Raw genomic sequence first — 21892 nt, forward strand, 5'->3', positions numbered from 1 at the left:
CACCATGGCGCGGATAACCCTGAGACAGTTGCTGGATCACGCCGCCGAACGCGGCTACGGCGTGCCGGCCTTCAACATCAACAATATGGAGCAGGGCCTCGCCATCATGGAGGCGGCCGCGGCCTGCGATGCGCCTGTCATCATCCAGGCCTCGCGCGGCGCGCGGTCCTATGCCAACGACATCATGCTGGCGAAGATGATCGACGCGCTCGAGGAGATGCATCCGCAGATTCCGCTCTGCCTGCATCTCGACCACGGCAACGAGGAGGCGACCTGCGCCACCGCGATCCGCTACGGCTTCACCTCCGTCATGATGGACGGCTCGCTCAAGGCCGACGCCAAGACGGCAGCCGACTACGACTACAACGTCGATATCACCCGCCGGGTCGTCGACATGGCGCACTGGGTCGGCGCGTCGGTCGAAGGCGAGCTCGGCGTGCTCGGCTCGCTCGAGCATGGCGGCGGCGAGCAGGAGGACGGTCACGGCGTCGAAGGCAAGCTGAGCCACGACCAACTGCTCACCGATCCAGACCAGGCGGTCGATTTCGTTCGCGCCACCAAGGTCGATGCGCTCGCGATCGCGATGGGTACCTCGCATGGTGCCTACAAGTTCACGCGGCGGCCCGACGGCGAGATCCTGGCGATGCGTGTGGTCGAGGAGATCCACAGTCGCCTGCCGAACACGCATCTGGTGATGCACGGCTCGTCCTCGGTGCCGCAGCCGCTGCAGGACATGTTCAACCAGTTCGGCGGCGAGATGCCGCAGACCTGGGGCGTCCCGGTCGAGGAGATCGTCCGCGGCATCAAGCACGGGGTGCGCAAGGTCAATATCGACACCGATTGCCGCCTGGCGATGGCGGCGGCCTTCCGCAAGGTCGCCGTCCAGTCGAAGAGCGAGTTCGATCCGCGCAAATTCCTGAAGCCGGCGATGGATGCGCTGCGCGAACTCTGCCGTGACCGCTTCGAGCAGTTCGGCACGGCCGGCAATGCCGCCAGGATCAAGGTGGTTGCACTGCCGGAGATGGCCCGTCGCTATCGCGCCGGCGCGCTCGATCCGCAAATTGGAAAGATGACCCAGGCCGCCTGAGCAAATGGCGACGAACCACAGGAGATTTCGATGAACATGCAGCAGTCGATGACGGTGCGCGGCAAGGATCGCTACAAGTCCGGCGTGATGGAATACAAGCGGATGGGCTATTGGGAGCCGAACTACGAGCCCAAGGACACCGACGTCATCGCCCTGTTCCGCGTCACGCCGCAGGACGGCGTCGATCCGACCGAAGCCTGCGCGGCGGTGGCGGGCGAATCCTCGACCGCGACCTGGACCGTGGTGTGGACCGATCGGCTGACGGCCGCGGAGAAATACCGGGCGAAATGCTACCGCGTCGATCCGGTGCCGAATTCGCCGGGCAGCTACTTCGCCTATATCGCCTACGACCTCGACCTGTTCGAGCCGGGCTCGATCTCTAACCTGACGGCCTCGATCATCGGCAATGTGTTCGGCTTCAAGCCGCTGAAGGCGTTGCGGCTCGAGGACATGCGGCTGCCGACGGCCTATGTGAAGACATTCCAGGGGCCGGCGACCGGCATCGTGGTGGAGCGCGAGCGGCTCGACAAGTTCGGCCGTCCCTTGCTCGGCGCCACCGTGAAGCCAAAGCTCGGCCTGTCCGGCCGCAACTATGGCCGCGTCGTTTATGAAGCCTTGAAAGGCGGGCTCGACTTCACCAAGGACGACGAGAACATCAACTCGCAGCCCTTCATGCACTGGCGCGAGCGCTTCCTCTACTGCATGGAGGCGGTCAACCGCGCGCAGGCCGCGACCGGCGAGATCAAGGGCACCTATCTCAACGTCACCGCGGCGACCATGGAGGACATGTACGAGCGCGCCGAGTTCGCCCATGAGCTCGGCTCCAACATCGTCATGATCGATCTTGTGATCGGCTACACCGCGATCCAGTCGATGGCGAAGTGGGCGCGCAAGAACAACATGATCCTGCATCTGCATCGCGCCGGTCACTCGACCTACACGCGGCAGCGCAGCCACGGCGTCTCGTTCCGCGTGATCGCGAAATGGATGCGGCTCGCCGGCGTCGATCACATCCACGCCGGCACGGTGGTCGGCAAGCTCGAGGGCGATCCGAACACCACCCGCGGCTACTACGACATCTGCCGCGAGGACTTCAATCCGTTGCACCTGGAGCACGGCGTGTTCTTCGACCAGAACTGGGCGAGCCTCAACAAGCTGATGCCGGTGGCCTCCGGGGGCATCCATGCCGGCCAGATGCACCAGCTGCTCGACCTGCTCGGCGAGGACGTCGTGCTGCAGTTCGGTGGCGGCACCATCGGCCATCCCCGCGGCATCCAGGCCGGCGCCACCGCCAACCGCGTCGCGCTGGAGGCCATGATCCTCGCCCGCAACGAGGGGCGCGACTACGTCCACGAGGGGCCGGAGATCCTGGCCAAGGCGGCGCAGACCTGCACGCCGCTGCGCGAGGCGCTCGACGTCTGGAAGGACGTCACCTTCAACTACGAGTCGACGGACGCCCCCGATTTCGTTCCCACGCCGAGCATGGCGGTCTGAGAGGAGGTTCTCATGCGCGTTACCCAAGGCTGCTTCTCGTTCCTGCCCGATCTGACCGACGAGCAGATCGCCGCACAGGTACAATATTGTCTCGACAAGGGCTGGGCGGTGAACATCGAGTTCACCGACGATCCGCATCCCCGCAACACCTATTGGGATATGTGGGGCCTGCCGATGTTCGATCTGCGCGATGCGGCGGGCATCATGAAGGAGCTCGCCGACTGCCGGCGGGTCTATGGCGACCGCTATATCCGGGTCTCCGGCTTTGATTCCAGCCCGGGCTGGGAGTCGGTTCGCATCTCCTTCATCGTCAACCGGCCGCAGGAGGAGCCAGGCTTCCGGCTCGACCGCCAGGAGGCCGCCGGACGCAATCTGCGTTACGCGACCCATTCCTATGCAGCGGGCCGCCCTGAAGGCGAACGCTACACCGATCATTGACCGCGTCCGGCTTGCAAACCAGGCGGGTTGCTCCCTCGACCGTCTTGGTCCGGATGCACTTCTCCGTCGTCGCCGCCGCGGCGACGGAGCTTTTCCAGGCGAGAGGATCATGACCCAGGCGCAAGAACAGATCAGCGAACAAATCCGCGAGACCCCGCTCGAGACCATCGACCTTCGTCATGAATTCGCCGACCTCGGCATCGGCGACGTGCTCGACCAGCTCGATTCCGAATTGATCGGCCTGAAGCCGGTGAAGACCCGTATCCGCGAGATCGCATCGCTGCTGCTGGTCGAACGCATCAGGCAGAAGATGGCGCTGGCGACGACGTTTCCGACCCTGCATATGTCGTTCACCGGCAACCCCGGCACCGGCAAGACCACGGTCGCGCTGCGGATGGCCGGCATCCTGCACAAGCTCGGCTTCGTCCGCCGCGGCCACGTCATCAGCGTCACGCGTGATGACCTTGTCGGGCAATATATCGGCCACACCGCGCCGAAGACGAAAGAGATATTGAAGAAGGCGATGGGCGGCGTGCTGTTCATCGACGAGGCCTATTACCTCTATCGCCCCGAAAACGAGCGCGACTACGGACAGGAGGCGATCGAGATCCTGCTGCAGATCATGGAGCAGCAGCGCGAGGATCTGGTGGTGATCCTGGCCGGCTATGGCGACCGCATGGAGAAATTCTTCCAGAGCAATCCGGGATTCCGCTCCCGCATCGCGCATCACATCGACTTCCCGGACTATTCGGACGGCGAGTTGCTCTGGATCGCCGAGCTGATGTTGCAACAGCAGAATTATCGTTTCTCCCCGGAAGCACGCGATGCCTTCACCCGATACATCGGCATTCGCAAGGAACAACCGCTGTTCTCCAATGCACGCTCGATCCGCAATGCGCTCGATCGCATCCGGTTGCGCCAGGCCAACCGGATCGTGGCGAAGCTCGACCGCACGCTCACCGCCGACGACGTGATGTCGATCGAGGCCGGCGACGTGCTCGCCAGCCGGGTGTTCGTCAAAGGCGCCGGTGCGCCGGGCGAGGCACGATGAACGAGGCGCTCGCCGTGATCCGGTCCGCCGGGATGCGCGACATCATCGCGAGCGCCCGCGCCTTGATCTTCGATGTCGACGGCACGCTCGCCGAAACCGAGGAGGTGCACCGCCGCGCCTTCAATGAAGCCTTTGCCGAAGCCGGCCTCGATTGGTTCTGGGACCATGTCACTTACGCGCGGCTGATTCGGGTGGCCGGCGGCAAGGAGCGCATCCGCGCCTTCGACCAGCGCAACGCGGTCCCAATGCTGACATTCGCCGAGATCGCCGACCTGCACAGGATCAAGACCGCGCGCTACGCCGCGCTGATTGCCGCGGGCGGTTGTCCGTTGCGGCCGGGCGTCAGGGCCTGGCTCGCCGGCGCGCGCAGCCGCGGCCAGCGCCTGGCGATCGCAACGACCACCTCGCACGGCAATATCGATGCGCTGCTTTCGGTTTCGCTCGGGCTGGACTGGGCCGATCAGTTCGAGGCGATCGTTGCCGGTGACGACGTGCCGCGGAAGAAGCCGGCGCCGGACGTCTATGTCGAGGTTCTGGCGCGGCTCGGGCTCGGGCCGGGAGATTGCGTCGCCGTTGAGGATTCCGGCAACGGCCTTGCCGCCGCGGCAGGCGCCGGCATCCCCGTGGTCATCACCCGCAGCACCTATTTCAGCGACGACGATTTTGCCGAGGCGCTGCTGGTTGTTGACGATCTCTCTGACATCGACGCCTGAAGATTGAGGCCGCTGGCCGGCAGTTCCGGCAATTTTATTCTGCCTGTTAAATAAATGGCGCTTGCGTCCATAGCGGGGTATGGGGCACAATCCCACCGAAGGTTGCCAAAAGTGATGCCGCGCCACCTGGAGGGCAATGGGACTTGTCAACATTTCCGGATAGCGCCTCACAATCCTCCCCGCCTCCGATCAATTTATTCGGATAATTAAATAAATGGCCAGTCGGTGCTTGCATCCGTACGGTGGGAGCAACATCAATCAAAGGGCGCAGAAAGCCGTGCCACACCGCCAGAAGTTCTGGCGCATGCTGGCGCTCGCCAACAATTCCGGGAGACTGGCGCCCCATGATCCTCCACGTCATTCCTGCGCCGCGTTCGTCCCACGACATGACTCGCGACTGAACCCGGCCTTGCAGGATCGACATGGCCGATCGTGCGGAGCGAGCATTGGCGCTGTTGACGGGTTCGATCGACATTCCGCAACTTCGGTTCGTGACGGTCCCGGCGCCGATCCGACACCGCCGTAGATCTGCGGTCCGCCCACGAACGATAGCCGTCGATGGACGCTGTGCACGGCAAGGGTATCCCAACTCAAAAAAACGAGGGAGTGAAGCATGTCCAAATTGAAGACCAGCTTGTTTGCGCTCGTGCTGGCCGGCCTTGCCGCGGCGGTGTCGGATCGCGACGCCATGGCCCAGAGCAAGCCGACCATCGGCATCGCGATGCCGACAAAATCCTCGGCACGCTGGATCGACGACGGCAACAACATGGTCAAGGTGCTGAAGGAGCGCGGCTACGGCACCGATCTGCAATATGCCGAAGATGACATTCCGAACCAGCTCTCCCAGGTCGAGAACATGGTGACCAAGGGTGCCAAGGTGCTGGTCATTGCCGCCATCGACGGCACCACCTTGTCCGATGTCCTGAAGCAGGCCAAGGCCCAGGGCATCACGGTGATCGCCTATGACCGCCTGATCCGCGACACCCCCAACGTCGACTATTACGCGACCTTCGACAATTTCCAGGTCGGCGTGCTGCAAGCCCAGTCGATCGAGAACGCGCTCGGGCTCAAGGAGGGCAAGGGGCCCTTCAACATCGAGCTGTTCGGCGGCTCGCCCGACGACAACAATGCGTACTTCTTCTACGACGGTGCGATGTCGGTGCTGAAGCCCTATATCGACAGCGGCAAGCTCGTGGTCGGCAGCGGCCAGACGGGCATGAACAAGGTTGCGACGCTGCGCTGGGACGGTGCGACCGCGCAGGCGCGCATGGATAACCTGCTCAGTGCGTTCTACGGCAAGAAGCGCGTCGATGCGGTGCTGTCGCCCTATGACGGCCTGTCGATCGGCATCATCTCCTCGCTGAAGAGCGTCGGCTACGGCAGCAAGGACCAGCCGATGCCGTACATCAGCGGGCAGGATGCCGAGGTACCATCGATCAAGGCGATGCTGCGCGGCGAGCAATATTCGACCATCTTCAAGGATACCCGCGACCTCGCCAAGGTGACGGCCGACATGGTCGACGCCGTGCTGAGCAAGAAGGAGGTCAGCGTCAATGACACCAAGACCTACAACAACGGGGTCAAGGTGGTTCCGTCCTATCTCCTCAAGCCGGTCGTGGTGGATAAGACCAATTGGGAGAAAGTCCTGATTGACAGCGGCTATTACAAGCGCTCGCAATTCGACTAGAGCGTTTTCGAGCGAAGTGGCTACCGGTTCGCGTGAGGAAAACGCGTCAAAACTAGAATCCAGAGCCCCGTTCCGATTTAATCGGAACGGAATAGGCTCTAGGCGGATCGCCGGGCAAGCGGCGGCGAGCCGCGCCGGGGACGATCGACGTTGCGGGACCTGATCCGATGACGGCAATGCTTGAGATGCGCGGCGTCAGCAAGAGCTTTGCCGGCGTGCAGGCGTTGCGCGACGTCAGCTTCACCGTCGAGGCCGGGCAGATCCATGCGCTGGTCGGCGAAAACGGCGCCGGCAAGTCGACCCTGATGAAGGTGCTGAGCGGGGTCTATCCGGCCGGCAGCTACGATGGGTCGATCGTGTTCGACGGCGAGGAGCGGCGCTTCCGCGACATCAACGACAGCGAGGCGCTCGGGATCATCATCATACATCAGGAGCTGGCGCTGATCCCGCTGATGTCGATTGCCGAGAACATCTTTCTGTCGCATCCGCCGTCGCGGTTCGGCGTCATCGACCGCAACGCGGTGCATCGGCGGACCGCCGAACTGTTGGCGCAGGTCGGCTTGCGGGAGCCGCCGGACACGCTGATCACCGACCTCGGCGTCGGCAAGCAGCAGCTCGTCGAGATCGCCAAGGCGCTGTCCAAACGGGTGCGCCTCCTGATCCTCGACGAGCCGACCGCCAGTCTGAATGAAGCCGACAGCGCCGCCTTGCTCGAGCGTCTCCCGGCCTTCCGCGAGCAGGGCATCGCCTCGATCCTGATCTCGCACAAGCTGAACGAAGTTGCGCGCGTCGCCGACCGCATCACGGTGCTGCGCGACGGCCGCACCGTCGACAGCATCGACTGCCGGATCGAGCGCATCGAGGAGGACCGCATCATCCGCAGCATGGTCGACCGCGATCTCGCGCACCGCTTCCCCGAGCGGAAGGCGGAGATCGGCGAACCCGTGATGACGGTGGAGAACTGGTCGGTGTATCACCCGCTGCATCCCGAGCGGCAGGTGATCAAGAACGTCGACTTCACGCTGCGGCGCGGCGAGGTGGTCGGCATCGCCGGCCTGATGGGCGCCGGCCGCACCGAGTTCGCGATGAGCCTGTTCGGCCGCGCCTGGGGCACCAACGTCTCCGGCAGGGTCCGCCTCGATGGACGCGAGGCCGATCTGTCCAGCGTGCCGGCCGCGATCGATGCCGGCATCGCCTATGTCACGGAAGACCGCAAGCAGCTCGGGCTGATCCTTGCCGCCGACGTCCGCAAGAACGTGACGGTGGCGAGCCTGCGCCAGGTGTCGGAGCGCGGCGTGATCGACGATGTCGCCGAGCTGAAAGCCGCGAGCGACTACCGCACCCGGATGCGGATTCGCTGTTCCGACGTCTACCAGGCGACCGGCGACCTCTCGGGCGGCAACCAGCAGAAGGTCGTCCTGTCGAAATGGCTGATGACCGATCCGAGGGTGCTGTTGCTGGACGAGCCGACACGCGGGATCGACGTCGGGGCGAAATACGAGATCTACTCCATCATCAACGAGCTGGCCGAGGCCGGCAGGGGCGTCGTAGTGATCTCCTCGGAGATGCCCGAGCTGCTCGGCATCTGCGACCGGATCTGCGTGATGAATGACGGCGCCTTCGTCGGCGAGTTCGCAAGTCACGACGCGACGCAGGAGAAGATCATGCGCGCCATCATGCGCAATGTCAGAATGTCCGGACGCGGCGCCGACGAAAGGGCGGCACGCGCCGGAGGAGGGGCACCATGACTGACAAGACGGTATCACTTCCCGAGACCCCCAGGCATTCCGGCTTCATCAAGAACAATCTGCGCAACTACGGCATGCTGCTGTCGCTGCTCGCGATCATGCTGTTCTTCGAGATCGTGACCGACGGCACGCTGTTGCAGCCGCTCAACCTCACCAATCTCGTGCTGCAGAACAGCTACATCGTCATCATGGCGCTCGGCATGCTGCTGGTGATCGTCACCGGGCATATCGATCTTTCGGTCGGCTCGGTCGCGGGCTTCGTCGGCGCCGTCGCGGCGGTGCTGATGGTGCGCTACCATGTCAGCTACCCGATCGCCTTCGTCGCCTGCCTCCTGGTCGGCGCCGCGATCGGCGCGGCCCAGGGCTATTGGGTGGCCTATTTCGGCATTCCGTCCTTCATCGTGACGTTGGCGGGCATGCTGGTGTTCAAGGGTCTCGCGCTTGCGGTGCTGCAGGGCCAGTCGGTCGGGCCGTTCCCGCCGACCTTCCAGAAGCTGTCGTCGGGCTTCATCCCCGAGCTGCTCCCGAGCGCCGGCACGCTCTATCCGACGTCGCTCGCGATCGGCATCGTCCTGGCGTTTGTCCTGGTCCTGGCCACCGCCAGGAGTCGGGCGCGCGAGCAGGCGCACGGCATCGCCGTCGAGCCCTACGCGTTTTTCATCGTCAAGAGCATCGCGCTGGCGGGCGCGGTGCTCTACTTCACCTACCTGATCGCCTCGCATCGCGGCCTGCCCAACGTGCTCGTGATCATGACTGTCCTGATCGCGCTCTATGGCTTCGTCACGCGGCGGACGGTGATCGGGCGGCAGATCTACGCGGTGGGCGGCAATGCCAAGGCGGCGAAACTGTCGGGCGTAAAGACCGAACGGCTGACCTTCTTCACCTTCGTCAACATGGGCGTGCTGGCCGCGCTCGCCGGGCTGGTGTTCGCAGCCCGGCTCAACACCGCGACACCGAAGGCCGGCCTCGGCTTCGAGCTCGATGTGATCGCCGCCTGCTTCATCGGCGGTGCGTCGGCCTATGGCGGCGTCGGCCGGGTCGGCGGCGCGGTGGTCGGTGCCATGATCATGGGCGTCATGAACAACGGCATGTCGATCCTCGGTATCGGCATCGATTATCAGCAAGTGATCAAGGGCCTCGTCCTGCTTGGCGCCGTCTGCATCGATGTCTACAACCAGCGCCGCTGACCGCCACGCAGTCACAATGCCGCGATAGGATGCCGGCGCAACGCAGGAGAATACCGCGTGAAACTGTCCCATGCCGACGCGCTTGATATCGGAGCCATCCTTGCCGAAGTCGGCCGCAGCGAGATCATGCCGCGGTTCCGCCGCGTGCGCGAGATCGAGGTCCGCACCAAGACGTCGGCATTCGACGTCGTCACCGAAGCCGATGAGTTGGCCGAGCAGGCGATATCGGCGGCGCTGCTGCGGGCGTTTCCGAATGCGGTTGTGATCGGCGAGGAAGGCACTGCGCGTGATCCGGCCGCGCTCGATCAGGTCGGAACCGCGGAACTTGCCTTCATCATCGATCCGATCGACGGCACGCGGAACTTCACCTCGAGCCTGCCACTGTTCGGCACCATGGTGGCCGCCACCATGCGCGGCGAGATCGTGTTCGGCGCGATCCATGATCCGGTCAGCAACGACACCGCATTCGCGCTGCGCGGCGAGGGCGCGTGGCTCGCGATGCCGGACGGCCGGCGGCATGACCTGAAGGTGGCTCCCGCCGTGCGGGTCAAGCAGATGGATGCGATCGTCGGCGTCAACTTCCTGCCCGAGCCGCTGCGCACGATTGTCGCCGGCAATCTTTCCAGGCTCGGCGGCAGCGCCTGGCTCAGATGCGCCGCGCACGAGTATCGCATGGCGGCGTCCGGACATTGCCACGTGCTGTTCTACAACAAGCTGATGCCGTGGGATCATGCCGCGGGCTGGCTGTTGCATCGCGAGGCCGGCGGCTACAGCGCGCATTTCGACGGATCACCCTACCGGCCGGTCAATCTGACCGGCGGCTTGCTCTGCGCACCCGACGAGGCGAGCTGGCACGCGGCGCGGCAGGCGATCATGGTGCCAGCGGGATAAGAAGCAGGACGTGCGGTTCGTTGCTTCGCTTTCGGATTCAACTGTCAAACAGCTTGTTCGGTGTCGTCCCTGCGAAAGCAGGGACCCATACCCCGCGGCAGGTGTTGTGAACGGGACTCGTCGTCCCAACATCGTTCAACAATCAGCATTTGTGGTTATGGGTCCCGGCTTTCGCCGGGACGACACCCAATATGGGTCGTCGTTTGTGGGTCATGCCTTCGCTCAGGGCTTCAGGCCTGCACGATTTCGCCGTCCGCCTCGCGTCTTCGCAAAGGAGCTTGCGCCGTCGGGCAAATCAGTGCTTGGCGATTTCGGCCGGAGCATCCAGCAGTGCCAGATGCCTGATGCGGCGCACGACAAGGATGGCAACGGCCGCAGCGGCGATCGGTGCCAGTTGCAGGCCGTTGGCGCCCGCAGGCACCATGGCGAAGGGCGTCAAATAAAGCGCAGCGAGGGCGATGCGTTCATAGGGCAGCCAGCCCTGCGCAAGCGCCTGCGCGATCAGCCACGCGCCCGGGATCGCCAGGATCACGACCTCATAGTTGCCGAGCGACGGTACGCACAGGCCGGTCATCGCCACCATCAGCGCGATCTCGGCGGCGCCGCCGGGACGTTTTCGCAGCACCAGGATCAGGACGACGATCGCGATCGCGGCCGCGGTCACCTGGACGAGCCAGGCCGTGCTGCTGGATCCGCCGGCCAGCCTGACCGCGGCATAGGGGCTGGCGAACTTCTCGAAACCGGGTCCGCCGCCGAGGCTCCAGGCGCTTGCCTCCGGCAGAACGGCAACAAACTTGATCCACGGATCGATCCCGAAGGAGGCGGTGGCCGCCAGCACAAGCACGAGCGTCGTTGCGGCCGCCGCGGCGAGCGCGCGCCAGCGCCGCGCCAGGATCAGCACCAGCGGTGCAAGCAGGGCGATCTGCGGCTTGTAGCTGAAGCACCCGATCAGCGCGCCGGCGATCACCGGATAGCGGTCCAGCGTGACGGCCGATCCGCCGAGCAGGGCCGCCGAGAACAGCGAATTCTGTCCGAACAGCGCGCACACCCACACGGCGGGAAAGGCGAGCGCGGGAACGACGGAGCCTCGCTCGAGCATGGCCCTCACCGCGGCCGCATAGGCGGCGCCGGTCGCGACGATCCAGATGACGGCGGCCGTTGCAAAGGGAACCAGTGCGAAGGGCAGCCAGAACAGCAGCGACGTCGGCGGGTAGAAGAATGGTGCGTAGGTGTTCTGACCGAGCACGGCGGCTACAGCGGCGCGGCCTGCGTCGCCATAGGCGTCGCCGGCGCGGCCTTCGAGCGCGAGCCTTGCCGCGGTCCAGAACGCCGCGAAATCATGGCCGACATCCATCGTCGGTGCAGCCCATGGGATGATCGCGATGCAGCCGATGAACAGGACGAGAAATACGCGGGTGAAGGCGGTGACACGGTCAGCCGTAAGCCAGTCGGCCTCGCGCAGCGCGGAGACCAGCGCGCCGGCGCCGGACCGCGGTGAATGCGCGGTTGCCGCCTGCGGCCGACTCGTGGACGCGCTTGACATCCGGCCGGTGGTTGCGCGTGGCATCACAGTGCCACGATCCGCGTCATTCGCCGCGAGGTGACGCGCGGCGTCATCAGCGAAGGCCAGCCTGTGTCCCTCGAGGTCCGACTTCTGCGACATCGGCCGCTTCATCCCAATCGCGTCGTGCACGCGCAACATTTGGATCAAATCGTCTAAGGTTGCGTAAACCCGATCGCTGCAATTGGCCGCGGCGCAATCGGAACCGATGATCGACATTGCCCCTTGTCCGCGGCCTGTCACGCCGGGCATGGTAAATGAACCCGCAACGCCGGCGGAGCGTGCGGCGCTTGACGGTCAAGGTTCATCGCGAATGGCGGTATTGCAGCAGTTCGGCCACGACATCTGGATTGCCGGGGGACCGAACCTTGCGGTCGCCGGGTTTCACTATCCGACCCGGATGGCCGTCGTCAGATTATCGGACGGCGGCCTTTTCATCTGGTCGCCGGTCCGGTGGACGGAGGAATTGCAGGCCGGCGTGGCGGCGCTCGGTCAGGTCAGGCACATCGTGGCCCCCAACTCGCTGCACCATCTGTTCCTCGCCGAGTGGAAGCAGGCCTGTCCGGCCGCTGTGCTTCACGCCCCGCCGGGTCTGCGCAAGCGGCGCCGTGACCTCGGCTTCGATGCCGATCTCGCGGACGCGCCGAGCCTCGACTGGGCCGGCCAGATCGATCAGGTGGTGATGCGCGGCAACCTGATCACCTCGGAGGTGGTGTTCTTCCATGTTGAAAGCGGCACCGTGCTGTTCACCGACTTGCTGCAGCAGATCCCTCCCGAACTGGTCTCCGGCTGGCGGGCGACGATCGCGAAACTCGACCTGATGGTCGGGCCGGAGCCGTCGGTGCCGCGCAAGTTCCGCGTTGCCTTCACGGGCCGCCGCGCCGCGCGTGCGGGTTTGCAAAGGATTCTGGCGTGGCCCGCCGAAAAGGTGCTGATGGCCCATGGCACGCCAGTCGAAAAGGATGCGCCGGCATTTCTGCGCCGCGCCTTCGCGTGGCTCTCGGCGTGATGATTTCATCGCGGATGCGGCGTCGTTGCGGATCGTCAGCCTGAGCGGAAATGCCGCGGCGAATGCTGCGTTTCGCGCCGGATCAGCCGGCGGAGGGTCGATGGCTCGGAATATCCAACCTTGCCCGCGATCTCTTCGACCGACAGGCGCGTGGTCTCGAGCAGCGACCGCGCCGTCTCGATCCTGATGCGTTGCACGAATTGAATGGGCGACACGCCGCAGATCGACTCGAGCCGTCTGGCAAATGTCCGCGGCGCCAGCGCCACCGCAGCGGCGACGTCCCCGATCGTGAAGTCGCGCGCGATGTTGCTGCGCACCCATTTCTCGGCCCTGGCGACCTTGGGGTCCTGGCTGGCAAGATAATTGATCGCCATGAACGGCGCCTGCGAATGCCGCTCGCCAAGCAGCAGGTAGTTGGCGCAGCCCTTGGCCAGCGCCGGGCCGCCGAAACGCGTGACCACCGCAAGCATCAGGTCCATCTGCGCCATCGCCGCGCCGGCGGTTGCGATCGGCCAGTCGGCCACCACCATCCGCTCCGTCATCAGCTCGACATTCGGATAGCGTTGCCGAAACAGCGGCGCGAACCACCACGTCGTGGTCGCGCGCTTGCCGTCGAGCAGGCCGGTCTCCGCCAGCAGGAAGCTGCTGGCGCAGGACGCGGCGAGCATCGCGCCGTTCGCGAACGCCGTGATCAGCATGTCGCGGGCGTGCCGACATGCCGGTGTCGCGAGCTTCCGCTCCAGTTCGCCGGCCGATGCCGAGCCGAGCCCGGGAACGATGACGAGGTCGGCGCCGCGCAATCGGCCGCCTTGCCGCCTCGGCCCATAACGCAGCGTCGTCACCTCGAAGCGCGCGCGCTTCGTCGTACTGATCCGGTTGGCGGTGGCCAGCACGTCGTGGGTGATGGCGGCCGCCGACGCGAGGCAGCCGTCGATCTCGACAACCGCGATCCTGGTCATGTCATAAAATCCGCGATCAATGTCATTTTTGACACTAGCCGCCCGGCCGGAAAATCGCAACTCTGACGACGAGACGCTGCCGATCTCGATCAGGAGGACCGCCGATGCCGAACCGGCCGATGACCCAGGACGATCCGCTCGAGGATTTCGAGCGCCGCCAGATTACCCTCGATGGGGCCGGCAAGACCGTCCATGTTGGCGGCGGAGGTCCCGCGGTGATCGTGATTGCGGAGATGCCGGGTATCAGCCCGCATGTGGCGCGCTTCGCCCGCTGGGTTCGCGATGCCGGCTTCACCGTCTATATGCCGTCGCTGTTCGGCAGCGACGGCGCCGTCGCGAGCGCGGAGGAGGGCGCCGCGGTGTTTCAGCGCGCCTGCGTCAGCGCGGAGTTTCGTGCGATGGCCGCAAACCAGTCCAGTCCCGTGACGCAATGGCTGCGCGCGCTGGCGCGATTTGCCCATGGCGAATGCGGCGGTCCCGGTGTCGGGGCCATCGGGATGTGCTTTACCGGCAATTTCGCGCTCACCATGATGCTGGAGCCGTCGATGCTGGCGCCGGTGCTTTCGCAGCCGTCATTGCCATTGAACGATCCGGCGGGCATCGAGATCGCACCGGAGCAAGTCAAAGCGGTGCGTGAGCGGCTGGAGCGCGAAGACCTGACCGTGCTGGCCTATCGCTTTGCGGGTGACAAGTTCTGCATGGCGCAGCGCTTTGCGGCCTATCGCGAGGCGCTCGGCGACCGATTCATCGGGCGAGTGCTTCCCGACAGCGCGGCGAACCGCGATGTGCCGCCGTTCTTCCGGAATTTCGTCACGACACCGCACAGCGTCGTGACTGTGCATCTGATCGACGAGGTCGGCCAGCCGACCATCGCGGCCCGCGATGAGATCCTGGCGTTTTTCAGGCAGCGGCTGTCATCCGTGAGCGGATGAGCCCGGCCGATCGAAATAGGCGAATGCGGCGCTCGTCAGGCTGCCGAGCAGGGACCAGAACACCAGACTGGTCAGCGTGACGGCGACCACGAACTGATGCGACAGGGACGAAGGCACGTTGGTCTCGACATGCTCCAGTTCGGGCGCGCCGATCAGATGCGGCAGCATGATCAGGACCACGCCGGCGATGGCGGCCGGCATCGAGCGCCGGAACACGATCAGCCCGAGGCCGGCTGCGGTCGCCAGCACCGCCGTCACCCACCAGATCTGGCGCGACAGCAATGGAGCGGTGGGAACGCCCGGCAATTCAGGCGGCAGTCCGAGGCCCGGAGCAATGGTGAAGACGGCAAAGCCCGCAAGGCCCCACATCAAGCCTTCATGCCACGAGATCGGCTCGCCGGTCGCGCCGCTGCGAACCGCGAGGAAGCCGCAGAGCAGAAGCGCAAAGCCGATCGCGGTCAGGATGTTTGCCCCCGCGGTATAGACGTTGCGCTCCAAACCGTCGCGCGGCTCCCAGGCCTCCGCGCCATGATCATGATCCGCATGATCATGCACGAGGATCGCCTGCGGTGTCGCCGAGGCCTCGTGCTTGTGCGCGGCCGCCTTTTCATAGACCTCGGCCCTGAGGATCAGGGGAACGGTGCCGAACTGCTGGACCGCGGTGACGATCAGGCCGACGATGAATCCGGCAATGACCGACGAGAAGACGATCGAGCGAAACGTGCTCATGCCAAGGGGATCAGTGGCAGGGGAAGGCGTTGGAATGGCGCACGTCATGCGCGGCGTTGTGGATCACGTCGATGTGCGAGAAGCCGACCACGCCGACGATGAACAGGCCGAGCGTCATGGCCATCAACGACTGTGCAAGCCGTCCGATCTGCCGGGTAGCGATCGGCAGCGTGACCTGAGCTTGAGTAACCTGGGTTTGCGCGGTCTGGGACTGGCTCATGGTCGTTCTCCACATTCGATTTGATCGGCTTCTAGCAGCTTTCGGGTGATGTCGCGACTGGTAAGATGCAAATTTGTTCCAAGGGGAATGCGCTTGCGCTCGATCTTGGCGCGCGCGGCTGTCTTGAAGGCGTGTTCAAACCGTCTGAAATGGGCGAGACATGCGTCCACCGTCGGATCGGCGCCAAGCAGCGTACGAAAGGCGCCCCGATGCACCGCGCAGATCGCGTTGTGCTCCGGCACGGGAAAGACCAGCGAGGCGATGTCGGCGCGCCAGTGCGCGTCACAGCTCGAGGTGCCGTCGCCGGCAGGGGCTCGGTCAGCGTCGGATGGTGAATTCATCCGGACCTCGCCGCGATTCCCACTTGGCCTGTTCGAGCTCCGGACGGTCGCATTCGGTCTGAGGGTAACCGATGCAGAGATAGCCGATAAATTTCCAGGAGTCCGGGATTTCCAGAACGCCATGAATGCGTTCCGGATTGAGGATCGACACCCAGCCGATGCCGATGCCTTCGGCGCGCGCGGCAAGCCACATCGAGCAGATCGCGGCCACTACGGAATATTCCGACGTCTCCGGCATCGTCGCGCGGCCGAGACCGGCGCCGATCCGGTCGGTCTTCTCGGCGAACACGGCGAGATGGCCCGGCGCTTCCTCCAGGCCTGATAATTTCAATGCGGCATATTTTGCGGCGCGCTCGCCCGAATAGGACCGCAGCGCATCGGCGTTGCAGGCCTTGAAGTCGTCGATGACAGCGCGGCGTCGTGCCTCGTCGTCGACAATGACGAACCGCCAGGGCTGGCTCAGGCCGACCGAAGGCGACAGGCAGGCGATCTCGATCAGCCGCTCGATCGTGTTATCTGGCAGCGGATCGGCCCGGAACCGCCGCACGTCCCGCCGCCACACGAACAGCTCGTGCAGTTGGCGGCGAAACGTATCGTCGAATGAGACCATCGTGGGGCCTTTGGCAGGATCGATCTCGGACTTCATTTAAGCTTCATCGGCAGGCCCGCAACGACGAACTCGACCTCGTCGGCGATGCCGGCGATAGTCTGGTTCATGATTCCTGCGGCGTCGCGGAAAGTCCGCGCCAATGCGTTGTCCGGCACGATGCCGAGACCGACCTCGTTGGTGACCAGGATGACCGGGCCGTGCTGGCGCGACAGCGCATCCGCCAGACGCGTCACTTCCTGCGACCAGTCGCGCCCGGCATGCAGCAGATTGGATAACCAGAGCGTCAGGCAATCGACCAGCCTCGCGCCGCCGCCATCGGTCTCGGACAGCACTTCAACGAGATCAAGCGGCACCTCGCGCTCGATCCAGTCGTTGCCGCGCCGCGCGCGATGTTTGGCGATCCGCTCATCCATTTCCGCGTCGAGCGCTTCGGCGGTCGCGATATAGACCGGTTGCCCCGCAAAGTTGCGCGCACGAAGTTCGGCGCGCCGGCTTTTGCCGGACCGGGCTCCCCCCGTGATCAGAATAACGGCCATATCATCTCCTGTGCGACCGGTACGCACGTCGTTCACAAACGCTCTAACCACCAATCGCGGAGAAAGACAAAGCCGAAATCCGTCACGGAGGGCTTGCGCTCGGCCGATGTCTTGCGCATCAGGGGGACCGCGGCGAGGAGAGGGTTATCGTGGGTTTTGCGGGAGCGATGGCGGTGGCGATGGCGGTGGATGCCCTGATCGGCTGGCCGGAGTGGCTGTTTGCCCGCATCGGCCATCCCGTGACATGGCTCGGCCGGCTGATCCATCTTGTCGATAGCGCCTGGAACCGCGCCTCCGATCCGCCGGCGTTTCGGCGTTTGGCTGGCGTCGCGGCCGCGATCTCGGTGATCGCGCTGGTGGTGGCGCTCGGTTGGGCCGTTCAGTTCGTGCTCGCATCCGGATGGGTTCGCGTTGTCCTTGTTGGTGTCCTGGCATGGCCGCTGGTTGCCGTGCGCTCGCTGCATGACCATGTCGCCGCGGTGGCAAATCCTTTGGCATCCGGCGACATCACGGCCGCACGTTTGGCGGTCGCGCAGATTGTCGGGCGTGATCCGGCTACGCTCGACGATTCCGGCATCGCGCGCGCCACCATCGAGAGCCTTGCCGAGAATGCATCCGACGGCATCGTGGCGCCAGTGTTGTGGGGCGCGCTGTTCGGCCTGCCGGGGATCCTTGGCTATAAGGCGATCAACACGCTGGACTCGATGATCGGCCACCGCACCGAGCGGCACGAAGCCTTTGGCTGGGCAGCCGCCCGGATCGACGATCTCGCCAATCTCGTTCCTGCACGGCTGACCGGGCTTCTGTTCGTGCTGCTCGCGCCGAACCGTTCGCAGGCGTGGTCATGCATGTTGCGCGATGCGCATCGCCATCGCTCGCCGAATGCCGGCTGGCCGGAAGCCGCGATGGCCGGCGCGCTCGGCGTCCGGCTCAGCGGTCCCCGCATCTATCACGGTCACATCGCCGATGAGCCGTGGCTGAACGAGGGGGCGCGCGATCCGGCTGCCGCTGACGTCCTCACCGGGCTGAAGCTCTATCGCTACGCCATGGTGCTGTTGGCTGCGGCGTTCGTCGCCCTGGCGCTGGCGTGAAGGAGCGGCGCATGCGTGAGCACGGCGGGAATCTTGATGTCGCCCAGCAGCGCTTCGGCGGCGCCGCGGACGACTGGATCGACCTGTCGACCGGGATCAATCGGGCGCCGTATCCCCTGGTCGATGTCGAGCCGCGGCACTGGAGCGCGTTGCCGTCGCGATCCGATCTTGAATCGCTCCACGACGCCGCGCGGCAAGCCTATGCCACCGACGCGCCGATGGTGGCGATGGGTGGTGCGCAGGCCGCCATTCAGTTGCTGCCGCATCTGGCGCTCAAGGGGCGGGCGCGGATCCTGGCGCCGACCTACAATGAGTATGCCGCGGTGTTGTCGGCCGCCGGCTGGGACGTCGCCGAGGTGTCCGATCTCACCGCGCTCGCGGGAGCGGACATTGCGATCGTCGTCAATCCGAACAATCCCGATGGACGACGCCATGATCGGCAGGAGTTGCTGGCACTACTGCCGCGCGTTGGCCGGCTCGTCATCGACGAGAGTTTTGCGGACGCCGTTCCTGAGCTGTCCCTTGCACCGGAAGCAGGACGCGCGGGGCTCCTGATCCTGCGCTCATTCGGCAAGTTTTACGGACTTGCCGGCTTGCGCCTCGGCTTCGCGGTCGGCAGCGAGGCTGATATCGCCGCGCTTGCCGCGATGGCGGGCCCATGGCCGGTTTCGGGTGCCGCGATTGCGATCGGACGGCGCGCGTTGCTCGATCGCGACTGGGCAGAGGCGACAGCCGCGCGGCTCGCGGACGACTGCGTCAGGCTCGACGCGGCAGCGCGATCGCAGAGCTGGACGCTGCGCGGCGGCACGCCGCTGTTCCGGCTTTATGAGGTCGGCGATGCGCTGGCCGCGCAGGAGAAGCTTGCCCGCGGCCAGATCTGGTCGCGTGTCTTCCGGCAAAAGCCGGGATGGTTGCGGCTCGGCTTGCCGGGCGGCGAGGCGGAATGGTCGCGCCTTTCCTCCGTGTTGTCGCGCTGATTGCGACGGCGCTGCGCTCCCTCTCCCCGTTCTTACGGGGAGAGGGCTGGGGTGAGGGGCCGCATCCGCATATTCGGCGACAGCTGCGGTTACGGAGGCTCCCCCTCACCCGGAACGCATCTAGCGATGCGTTCCGACCTCTCCCCGCACGCGGGGCGAGGTGAAAAGGAATCATCTCGCTTTAACGCGCCAGCGCAAGCAAACCTTCGACATCGAGATGGGTCTCGATGTGCTCGGCAAGCGCATCGAGTGCGCTCTCGACCCTGGCGCCATAAGGCTGATCCGCCGCCGCGATGTCGAGTTGCGCAAGGTAAGCCTTGCGAAATCCGTCTGAGGCGAACAGGCCGTGCAGATAGCTGCCGTGAACGCGCCCGCTGGCCGAAACCGCCCCTTCAGCTGCACCATCAAGCAACGCAAAAGGCCGCGCGCGATCCGGGCCGTCGGTGCGTCCGATGTGGATTTCGTAGGCGGTGATCGGTTGATGGGTCGCTTCATGCACCGCACTGACGCGCGTCAGCGTCTTCTGTTCGGTCATCGTGGTCGTGACATCGAGCAGCCCGAGGCCGCGCGTTTCGCCGGCGGGCCCCTCGATCCCATCGGGATCGGCGACGGTGTGCCCGAGCATCTGGTAGCCGCCGCACAGGCCGAGGACATGGCCGCCGCGGCGATGATGCGCGAGGAGATCGATGTCCCAGCCCTGCGCGCGCAGGAAGGCGAGGTCGCCGCGGGTCGATTTCGAGCCGGGCAGGATGACGAGCTTTGCATCACCCGGGATGGCTTCGCCCGGACGTACCATCACGAGATCGACGCCGGGCTCGAGCTTCAGGGGATCGAGGTCGTCGAAATTGGCGATCCGCGACAACGCAAGGAACGCGATCTTGCACTGACCGGGCTTGCGCGCCTCGCCGAGCCCGAGCGCATCTTCCGCCGGAAGCTCGCCGGCGCGGACGAACCAGGGCAGCACGCCAAAGCCGCGCCACGCCGTGCGCTCTTCGATCAGCCGGTAGCCGTCATCGAACAATGTCGGATCGCCGCGGAATTTGTTGATGACAAAGCCCCGGATCATCGCGGCATCGTCAGGGGCGATCACCGTCTTGATGCCGACGAGCTGAGCGATCACGCCGCCACGGTCGATGTCGCCGACCAGCACTACGGGCACGTCAGCCCGGCGTGCAAAGCCCATATTGGCGATGTCGGCTTTGCGTAAGTTGACCTCGGCGGGGCTGCCGGCGCCCTCGACCAGCACCAGATCGGCGCGCGCCTTCAGGCGTGCAAAACTCTCCAGCACCGCGCCCATCAATGATGGTTTCATGCCGGCATATTCGCGCGCGCGTGCGGTCGCGATCCGTTTGCCGTGCACGATGATCTGGGCGCCGACATCGGTCTCGGGCTTGAGCAGCACCGGGTTCATGTCGGTGTGCGGCTCGACGCCGGCGGCCAGCGCCTGCAACGCCTGCGCACGTCCGATCTCGCCGCCGTCGACGGTCACGGCGGCGTTGTTCGACATGTTCTGCGGTTTGAACGGCAGCACGCGCAGGCCGCGTCGTCGGGCGGCGCGCGCAAGGCCGGCGACGATGAGCGACTTGCCCACGTCCGAGCCGGCTCCCTGGATCATCAATGCGCGCGCCATGGTGATGTCTGTCAGAATTCGACGCCCGGCTGGGCCTTGATGCCGGAGCGGAACGGATGCTTCACCAGCGTCATCTCGGTGACGAGGTCGGCAATCTCGATCAGCTCCTCCTTGGCGTTGCGCCCGGTGAGCACGACATGGGTCATCGGCGGCTTCGACGTGGTCAGGAAGTCGACGACGTCGGCGATCGCAAGGTAATCGTAGCGCAGCGCGATGTTGATCTCGTCGAGCACGACCATGCGCAGGCTCGGGTCTGCGATCAGCTGCTTGGCCTTCTCCCAGCCGGCTTGCGCTGCCGCGATGTCGCGGGCGCGATCCTGGGTCTCCCAGGTAAAGCCTTCGCCCATGGCGTGGAATTGACAGAGATCGCCGAAATGCCCGGTGAGCAGGCGGCGCTCGCCGGTATCCCAGGCGCCCTTGATGAACTGTACCACGGCGCAGGGAAAGCCGTGCGCCACACAGCGCACGATCATGCCGAACGCTGAGGACGATTTTCCTTTGCCGGCGCCGGTATGAACGATGATCAGGCCCTTTTCGCCGCTCTTGGTCGCCATGATGCGGTCGCGGGCGGCCTTCTTTTTCGCCATCTTGTCCGCATGGCGTGCATCCAGCGAAGAATCGGTGCCGACGGCGGCGTCTTCAGCGTCGTTTCCATCTGAAATCATCACGTTCCTTCGGCTTGACAAGTGCGAGGCTTGGACGAATGGTGGGCCCGCGTTGGTTCCTGTCCTACGACAGGCGAAGAGGGAATGCGATAGGGCGAAGACCGCAAGGTTCGCCCGAAGCGCAGCCGCCCCCGCGACCGTGACCGGAGAGATGCCCAAGCCACTGATTCCATACGGAGTCGGGAAGGTGGGCATCGAAGGGTAAAACCTGCTCCGCAAGCCGGGAGACCTGCCAACGCAGCATGTTGTGAGACCGGCGGACGGGGTGTTCCGCGACGGGGAACGAACCTGTCCAAAATCGGTTCGTGTGCCTCATCGCTTCCCGCTGTCAATCCA

23 protein-coding genes and 1 riboswitch are annotated in these 21892 nt (G+C 65.1%); of the genes, 13 read left to right on the forward strand and 10 right to left on the reverse strand.

Going from position 1 to position 21892, the window contains the following annotated elements:
- The first annotated feature begins 4 nt into the window (after nucleotides 1-4).
- The 5 genes from fba to QJT82_RS01145 all read left to right on the forward strand — a co-directional run bounded on the left by fba (nucleotide 5) and on the right by QJT82_RS01145 (nucleotide 4783).
- Nucleotides 5-1087, forward strand: coding sequence for a class II fructose-bisphosphate aldolase (fba, locus tag QJT82_RS01125; protein WP_016845644.1), 1083 nt, complete (start codon nucleotides 5-7; stop codon nucleotides 1085-1087).
- A gap of 30 nt (nucleotides 1088-1117) precedes the next feature.
- A complete protein-coding gene (locus tag QJT82_RS01130) occupies nucleotides 1118-2581 on the forward strand; it encodes a form I ribulose bisphosphate carboxylase large subunit (RefSeq protein ID WP_028345192.1) in 1464 nt (487 codons plus the stop codon).
- Between the two features lie 12 nt (nucleotides 2582-2593).
- On the forward strand, nucleotides 2594-3019 hold the full coding sequence (locus tag QJT82_RS01135; protein WP_028345191.1) for a ribulose bisphosphate carboxylase small subunit: 426 nt from the start codon (nucleotides 2594-2596) through the stop codon (nucleotides 3017-3019).
- A gap of 109 nt (nucleotides 3020-3128) precedes the next feature.
- Nucleotides 3129-4070, forward strand: a complete 942-nt coding sequence (gene cbbX, locus QJT82_RS01140; protein ID WP_051448217.1) for a CbbX protein — start codon at nucleotides 3129-3131, stop codon at nucleotides 4068-4070.
- Nucleotides 4067-4783, forward strand: coding sequence for an HAD-IA family hydrolase (locus QJT82_RS01145; protein ID WP_028345189.1), 717 nt, complete (start codon nucleotides 4067-4069; stop codon nucleotides 4781-4783). The genes cbbX and QJT82_RS01145 overlap by 4 nt, the downstream gene beginning before the upstream one ends.
- 46 nt (nucleotides 4784-4829) lie before the next feature.
- Here QJT82_RS01145 and QJT82_RS01150 read toward each other — a convergent pair whose 3' ends face one another.
- The gene (locus tag QJT82_RS01150) at nucleotides 4830-5258 is read right to left on the reverse strand and encodes a hypothetical protein (protein ID WP_155258882.1); all 429 of its coding nucleotides are present in this window, start codon (nucleotides 5256-5258) and stop codon (nucleotides 4830-4832) included.
- A 138-nt stretch (nucleotides 5259-5396) separates the two neighbouring features.
- Here QJT82_RS01150 and chvE point away from each other — a divergent pair, with 138 nt between their 5' ends.
- The 4 genes from chvE to QJT82_RS01170 all read left to right on the forward strand — a co-directional run bounded on the left by chvE (nucleotide 5397) and on the right by QJT82_RS01170 (nucleotide 10296).
- Nucleotides 5397-6470: a multiple monosaccharide ABC transporter substrate-binding protein gene (chvE, locus tag QJT82_RS01155; RefSeq protein WP_028345188.1), complete on the forward strand. Its 1074-nt coding sequence runs from the start codon at nucleotides 5397-5399 to the stop codon at nucleotides 6468-6470.
- Between the two features lie 167 nt (nucleotides 6471-6637).
- Nucleotides 6638-8218: a multiple monosaccharide ABC transporter ATP-binding protein gene (mmsA, locus tag QJT82_RS01160; protein ID WP_028345187.1), complete on the forward strand. Its 1581-nt coding sequence runs from the start codon at nucleotides 6638-6640 to the stop codon at nucleotides 8216-8218.
- The gene (mmsB, locus tag QJT82_RS01165; protein WP_028345186.1) at nucleotides 8215-9405 is read left to right on the forward strand and encodes a multiple monosaccharide ABC transporter permease; all 1191 of its coding nucleotides are present in this window, start codon (nucleotides 8215-8217) and stop codon (nucleotides 9403-9405) included. The genes mmsA and mmsB overlap by 4 nt, the downstream gene beginning before the upstream one ends.
- Nucleotides 9406-9462: 57 nt before the next feature.
- The gene (locus tag QJT82_RS01170; RefSeq protein ID WP_051448216.1) at nucleotides 9463-10296 is read left to right on the forward strand and encodes an inositol monophosphatase; all 834 of its coding nucleotides are present in this window, start codon (nucleotides 9463-9465) and stop codon (nucleotides 10294-10296) included.
- Nucleotides 10297-10591: 295 nt separating this feature from the next.
- Here the strand turns inward: QJT82_RS01170 and QJT82_RS01175 are convergent, their stop codons facing one another.
- Entirely contained in the window at nucleotides 10592-11959 is a 1368-nt protein-coding gene (locus tag QJT82_RS01175; RefSeq protein ID WP_196238269.1) for a glycosyltransferase family 87 protein, read from the reverse strand.
- 211 nt (nucleotides 11960-12170) lie between these two features.
- Here QJT82_RS01175 and QJT82_RS01180 point away from each other — a divergent pair, with 211 nt between their 5' ends.
- The gene (locus tag QJT82_RS01180; RefSeq protein WP_028345183.1) at nucleotides 12171-12866 is read left to right on the forward strand and encodes a DUF4336 domain-containing protein; all 696 of its coding nucleotides are present in this window, start codon (nucleotides 12171-12173) and stop codon (nucleotides 12864-12866) included.
- Nucleotides 12867-12901: 35 nt separating this feature from the next.
- Here QJT82_RS01180 and QJT82_RS01185 read toward each other — a convergent pair whose 3' ends face one another.
- Complete coding sequence (locus QJT82_RS01185; RefSeq protein WP_028345182.1) at nucleotides 12902-13825, reverse strand: helix-turn-helix domain-containing protein; 924 nt, start codon at nucleotides 13823-13825, stop codon at nucleotides 12902-12904.
- A 104-nt stretch (nucleotides 13826-13929) separates the two neighbouring features.
- On the opposite strand from QJT82_RS01185, the gene QJT82_RS01190 reads away from it, so the two are divergent.
- A complete protein-coding gene (locus tag QJT82_RS01190; RefSeq protein WP_028345181.1) occupies nucleotides 13930-14757 on the forward strand; it encodes a dienelactone hydrolase family protein in 828 nt (275 codons plus the stop codon).
- Here QJT82_RS01190 and QJT82_RS01195 read toward each other — a convergent pair.
- The 5 genes from QJT82_RS01195 to cobU form a co-directional block, all read right to left on the reverse strand.
- Nucleotides 14740-15486, reverse strand: a complete 747-nt coding sequence (locus QJT82_RS01195) for a CbtA family protein (RefSeq protein WP_028345180.1) — start codon at nucleotides 15484-15486, stop codon at nucleotides 14740-14742. The two genes, QJT82_RS01190 and QJT82_RS01195, sit on opposite strands and share 18 nt — an antisense overlap.
- Nucleotides 15487-15496: 10 nt before the next feature.
- Complete coding sequence (locus tag QJT82_RS01200; RefSeq protein WP_035634278.1) at nucleotides 15497-15706, reverse strand: CbtB domain-containing protein; 210 nt, start codon at nucleotides 15704-15706, stop codon at nucleotides 15497-15499.
- The gene (locus QJT82_RS01205) at nucleotides 15703-15948 is read right to left on the reverse strand and encodes a hypothetical protein (RefSeq protein WP_245288961.1); all 246 of its coding nucleotides are present in this window, start codon (nucleotides 15946-15948) and stop codon (nucleotides 15703-15705) included. Before QJT82_RS01205 ends, QJT82_RS01200 begins: the two co-directional genes overlap by 4 nt.
- Before the next feature lie 76 nt (nucleotides 15949-16024).
- Nucleotides 16025-16657: a 5,6-dimethylbenzimidazole synthase gene (bluB, locus tag QJT82_RS01210; RefSeq protein ID WP_028345178.1), complete on the reverse strand. Its 633-nt coding sequence runs from the start codon at nucleotides 16655-16657 to the stop codon at nucleotides 16025-16027.
- A 32-nt stretch (nucleotides 16658-16689) separates the two neighbouring features.
- Nucleotides 16690-17193 (reverse strand): bifunctional adenosylcobinamide kinase/adenosylcobinamide-phosphate guanylyltransferase, encoded by a 504-nt coding sequence (gene cobU, locus QJT82_RS01215; RefSeq protein ID WP_028345177.1) that lies wholly within the window; start codon nucleotides 17191-17193, stop codon nucleotides 16690-16692.
- Between the two features lie 149 nt (nucleotides 17194-17342).
- Between cobU and cbiB the strand changes: the two genes are divergently transcribed.
- Both cbiB and cobD read left to right on the forward strand, forming a co-directional pair.
- Nucleotides 17343-18284, forward strand: a complete 942-nt coding sequence (gene cbiB / locus QJT82_RS01220) for an adenosylcobinamide-phosphate synthase CbiB (protein ID WP_028345176.1) — start codon at nucleotides 17343-17345, stop codon at nucleotides 18282-18284.
- Nucleotides 18285-18295: 11 nt separating this feature from the next.
- Nucleotides 18296-19261, forward strand: a complete 966-nt coding sequence (gene cobD / locus QJT82_RS01225; RefSeq protein WP_028345175.1) for a threonine-phosphate decarboxylase CobD — start codon at nucleotides 18296-18298, stop codon at nucleotides 19259-19261.
- A 181-nt stretch (nucleotides 19262-19442) separates the two neighbouring features.
- On the opposite strand, the gene QJT82_RS01230 is transcribed toward cobD, so the two are convergent.
- Both QJT82_RS01230 and cobO read right to left on the reverse strand, forming a co-directional pair.
- Nucleotides 19443-20891 carry a cobyric acid synthase gene (locus QJT82_RS01230; protein ID WP_028345174.1) on the reverse strand — a complete coding sequence of 483 codons (1449 nt, stop codon included), beginning with the start codon at nucleotides 20889-20891 and terminating at the stop codon, nucleotides 19443-19445.
- 11 nt (nucleotides 20892-20902) lie between these two features.
- Complete coding sequence (gene cobO, locus QJT82_RS01235; protein ID WP_051448214.1) at nucleotides 20903-21556, reverse strand: cob(I)yrinic acid a,c-diamide adenosyltransferase; 654 nt, start codon at nucleotides 21554-21556, stop codon at nucleotides 20903-20905.
- A gap of 36 nt (nucleotides 21557-21592) precedes the next feature.
- Nucleotides 21593-21808: riboswitch (cobalamin riboswitch) on the forward strand.
- The last annotated feature ends 84 nt before the right edge of the window (nucleotides 21809-21892 follow it).

The organism is Bradyrhizobium sp. Mp19 (assembly GCF_029952935.1).
Lineage (GTDB): Bacteria > Pseudomonadota > Alphaproteobacteria > Rhizobiales > Xanthobacteraceae > Bradyrhizobium > Bradyrhizobium elkanii.

Bases quoted from the DNA above. Each gene is read 5' to 3' on its own strand.
- cobD (WP_028345175.1), top strand. From the start codon at position 18,296: ATGCGTGAGCACGGCGGGAATCTTGATGTCGCCCAGCAGCGCTTCGGC.
- cobO (WP_051448214.1), bottom strand. From the start codon at position 21,556: ATGATTTCAGATGGAAACGACGCTGAAGACGCCGCCGTCGGCACCGAT.
- QJT82_RS01195 (WP_028345180.1), bottom strand. From the start codon at position 15,486: ATGAGCACGTTTCGCTCGATCGTCTTCTCGTCGGTCATTGCCGGATTC.
- fba (WP_016845644.1), top strand. From the start codon at position 5: ATGGCGCGGATAACCCTGAGACAGTTGCTGGATCACGCCGCCGAACGC.
- QJT82_RS01190 (WP_028345181.1), top strand. From the start codon at position 13,930: ATGCCGAACCGGCCGATGACCCAGGACGATCCGCTCGAGGATTTCGAG.
- QJT82_RS01135 (WP_028345191.1), top strand. From the start codon at position 2,594: ATGCGCGTTACCCAAGGCTGCTTCTCGTTCCTGCCCGATCTGACCGAC.
- QJT82_RS01200 (WP_035634278.1), bottom strand. From the start codon at position 15,706: ATGAGCCAGTCCCAGACCGCGCAAACCCAGGTTACTCAAGCTCAGGTC.
- cobU (WP_028345177.1), bottom strand. From the start codon at position 17,193: ATGGCCGTTATTCTGATCACGGGGGGAGCCCGGTCCGGCAAAAGCCGG.
- mmsB (WP_028345186.1), top strand. From the start codon at position 8,215: ATGACTGACAAGACGGTATCACTTCCCGAGACCCCCAGGCATTCCGGC.
- QJT82_RS01185 (WP_028345182.1), bottom strand. From the start codon at position 13,825: ATGACCAGGATCGCGGTTGTCGAGATCGACGGCTGCCTCGCGTCGGCG.
- QJT82_RS01145 (WP_028345189.1), top strand. From the start codon at position 4,067: ATGAACGAGGCGCTCGCCGTGATCCGGTCCGCCGGGATGCGCGACATC.
- bluB (WP_028345178.1), bottom strand. From the start codon at position 16,657: ATGGTCTCATTCGACGATACGTTTCGCCGCCAACTGCACGAGCTGTTC.
- mmsA (WP_028345187.1), top strand. From the start codon at position 6,638: ATGACGGCAATGCTTGAGATGCGCGGCGTCAGCAAGAGCTTTGCCGGC.
- QJT82_RS01150 (WP_155258882.1), bottom strand. From the start codon at position 5,258: ATGTCGATCGAACCCGTCAACAGCGCCAATGCTCGCTCCGCACGATCG.
- QJT82_RS01130 (WP_028345192.1), top strand. From the start codon at position 1,118: ATGAACATGCAGCAGTCGATGACGGTGCGCGGCAAGGATCGCTACAAG.
- QJT82_RS01180 (WP_028345183.1), top strand. From the start codon at position 12,171: ATGGCGGTATTGCAGCAGTTCGGCCACGACATCTGGATTGCCGGGGGA.
- QJT82_RS01175 (WP_196238269.1), bottom strand. From the start codon at position 11,959: ATGTCGCAGAAGTCGGACCTCGAGGGACACAGGCTGGCCTTCGCTGAT.
- chvE (WP_028345188.1), top strand. From the start codon at position 5,397: ATGTCCAAATTGAAGACCAGCTTGTTTGCGCTCGTGCTGGCCGGCCTT.
- cbbX (WP_051448217.1), top strand. From the start codon at position 3,129: ATGACCCAGGCGCAAGAACAGATCAGCGAACAAATCCGCGAGACCCCG.
- QJT82_RS01230 (WP_028345174.1), bottom strand. From the start codon at position 20,891: ATGGCGCGCGCATTGATGATCCAGGGAGCCGGCTCGGACGTGGGCAAG.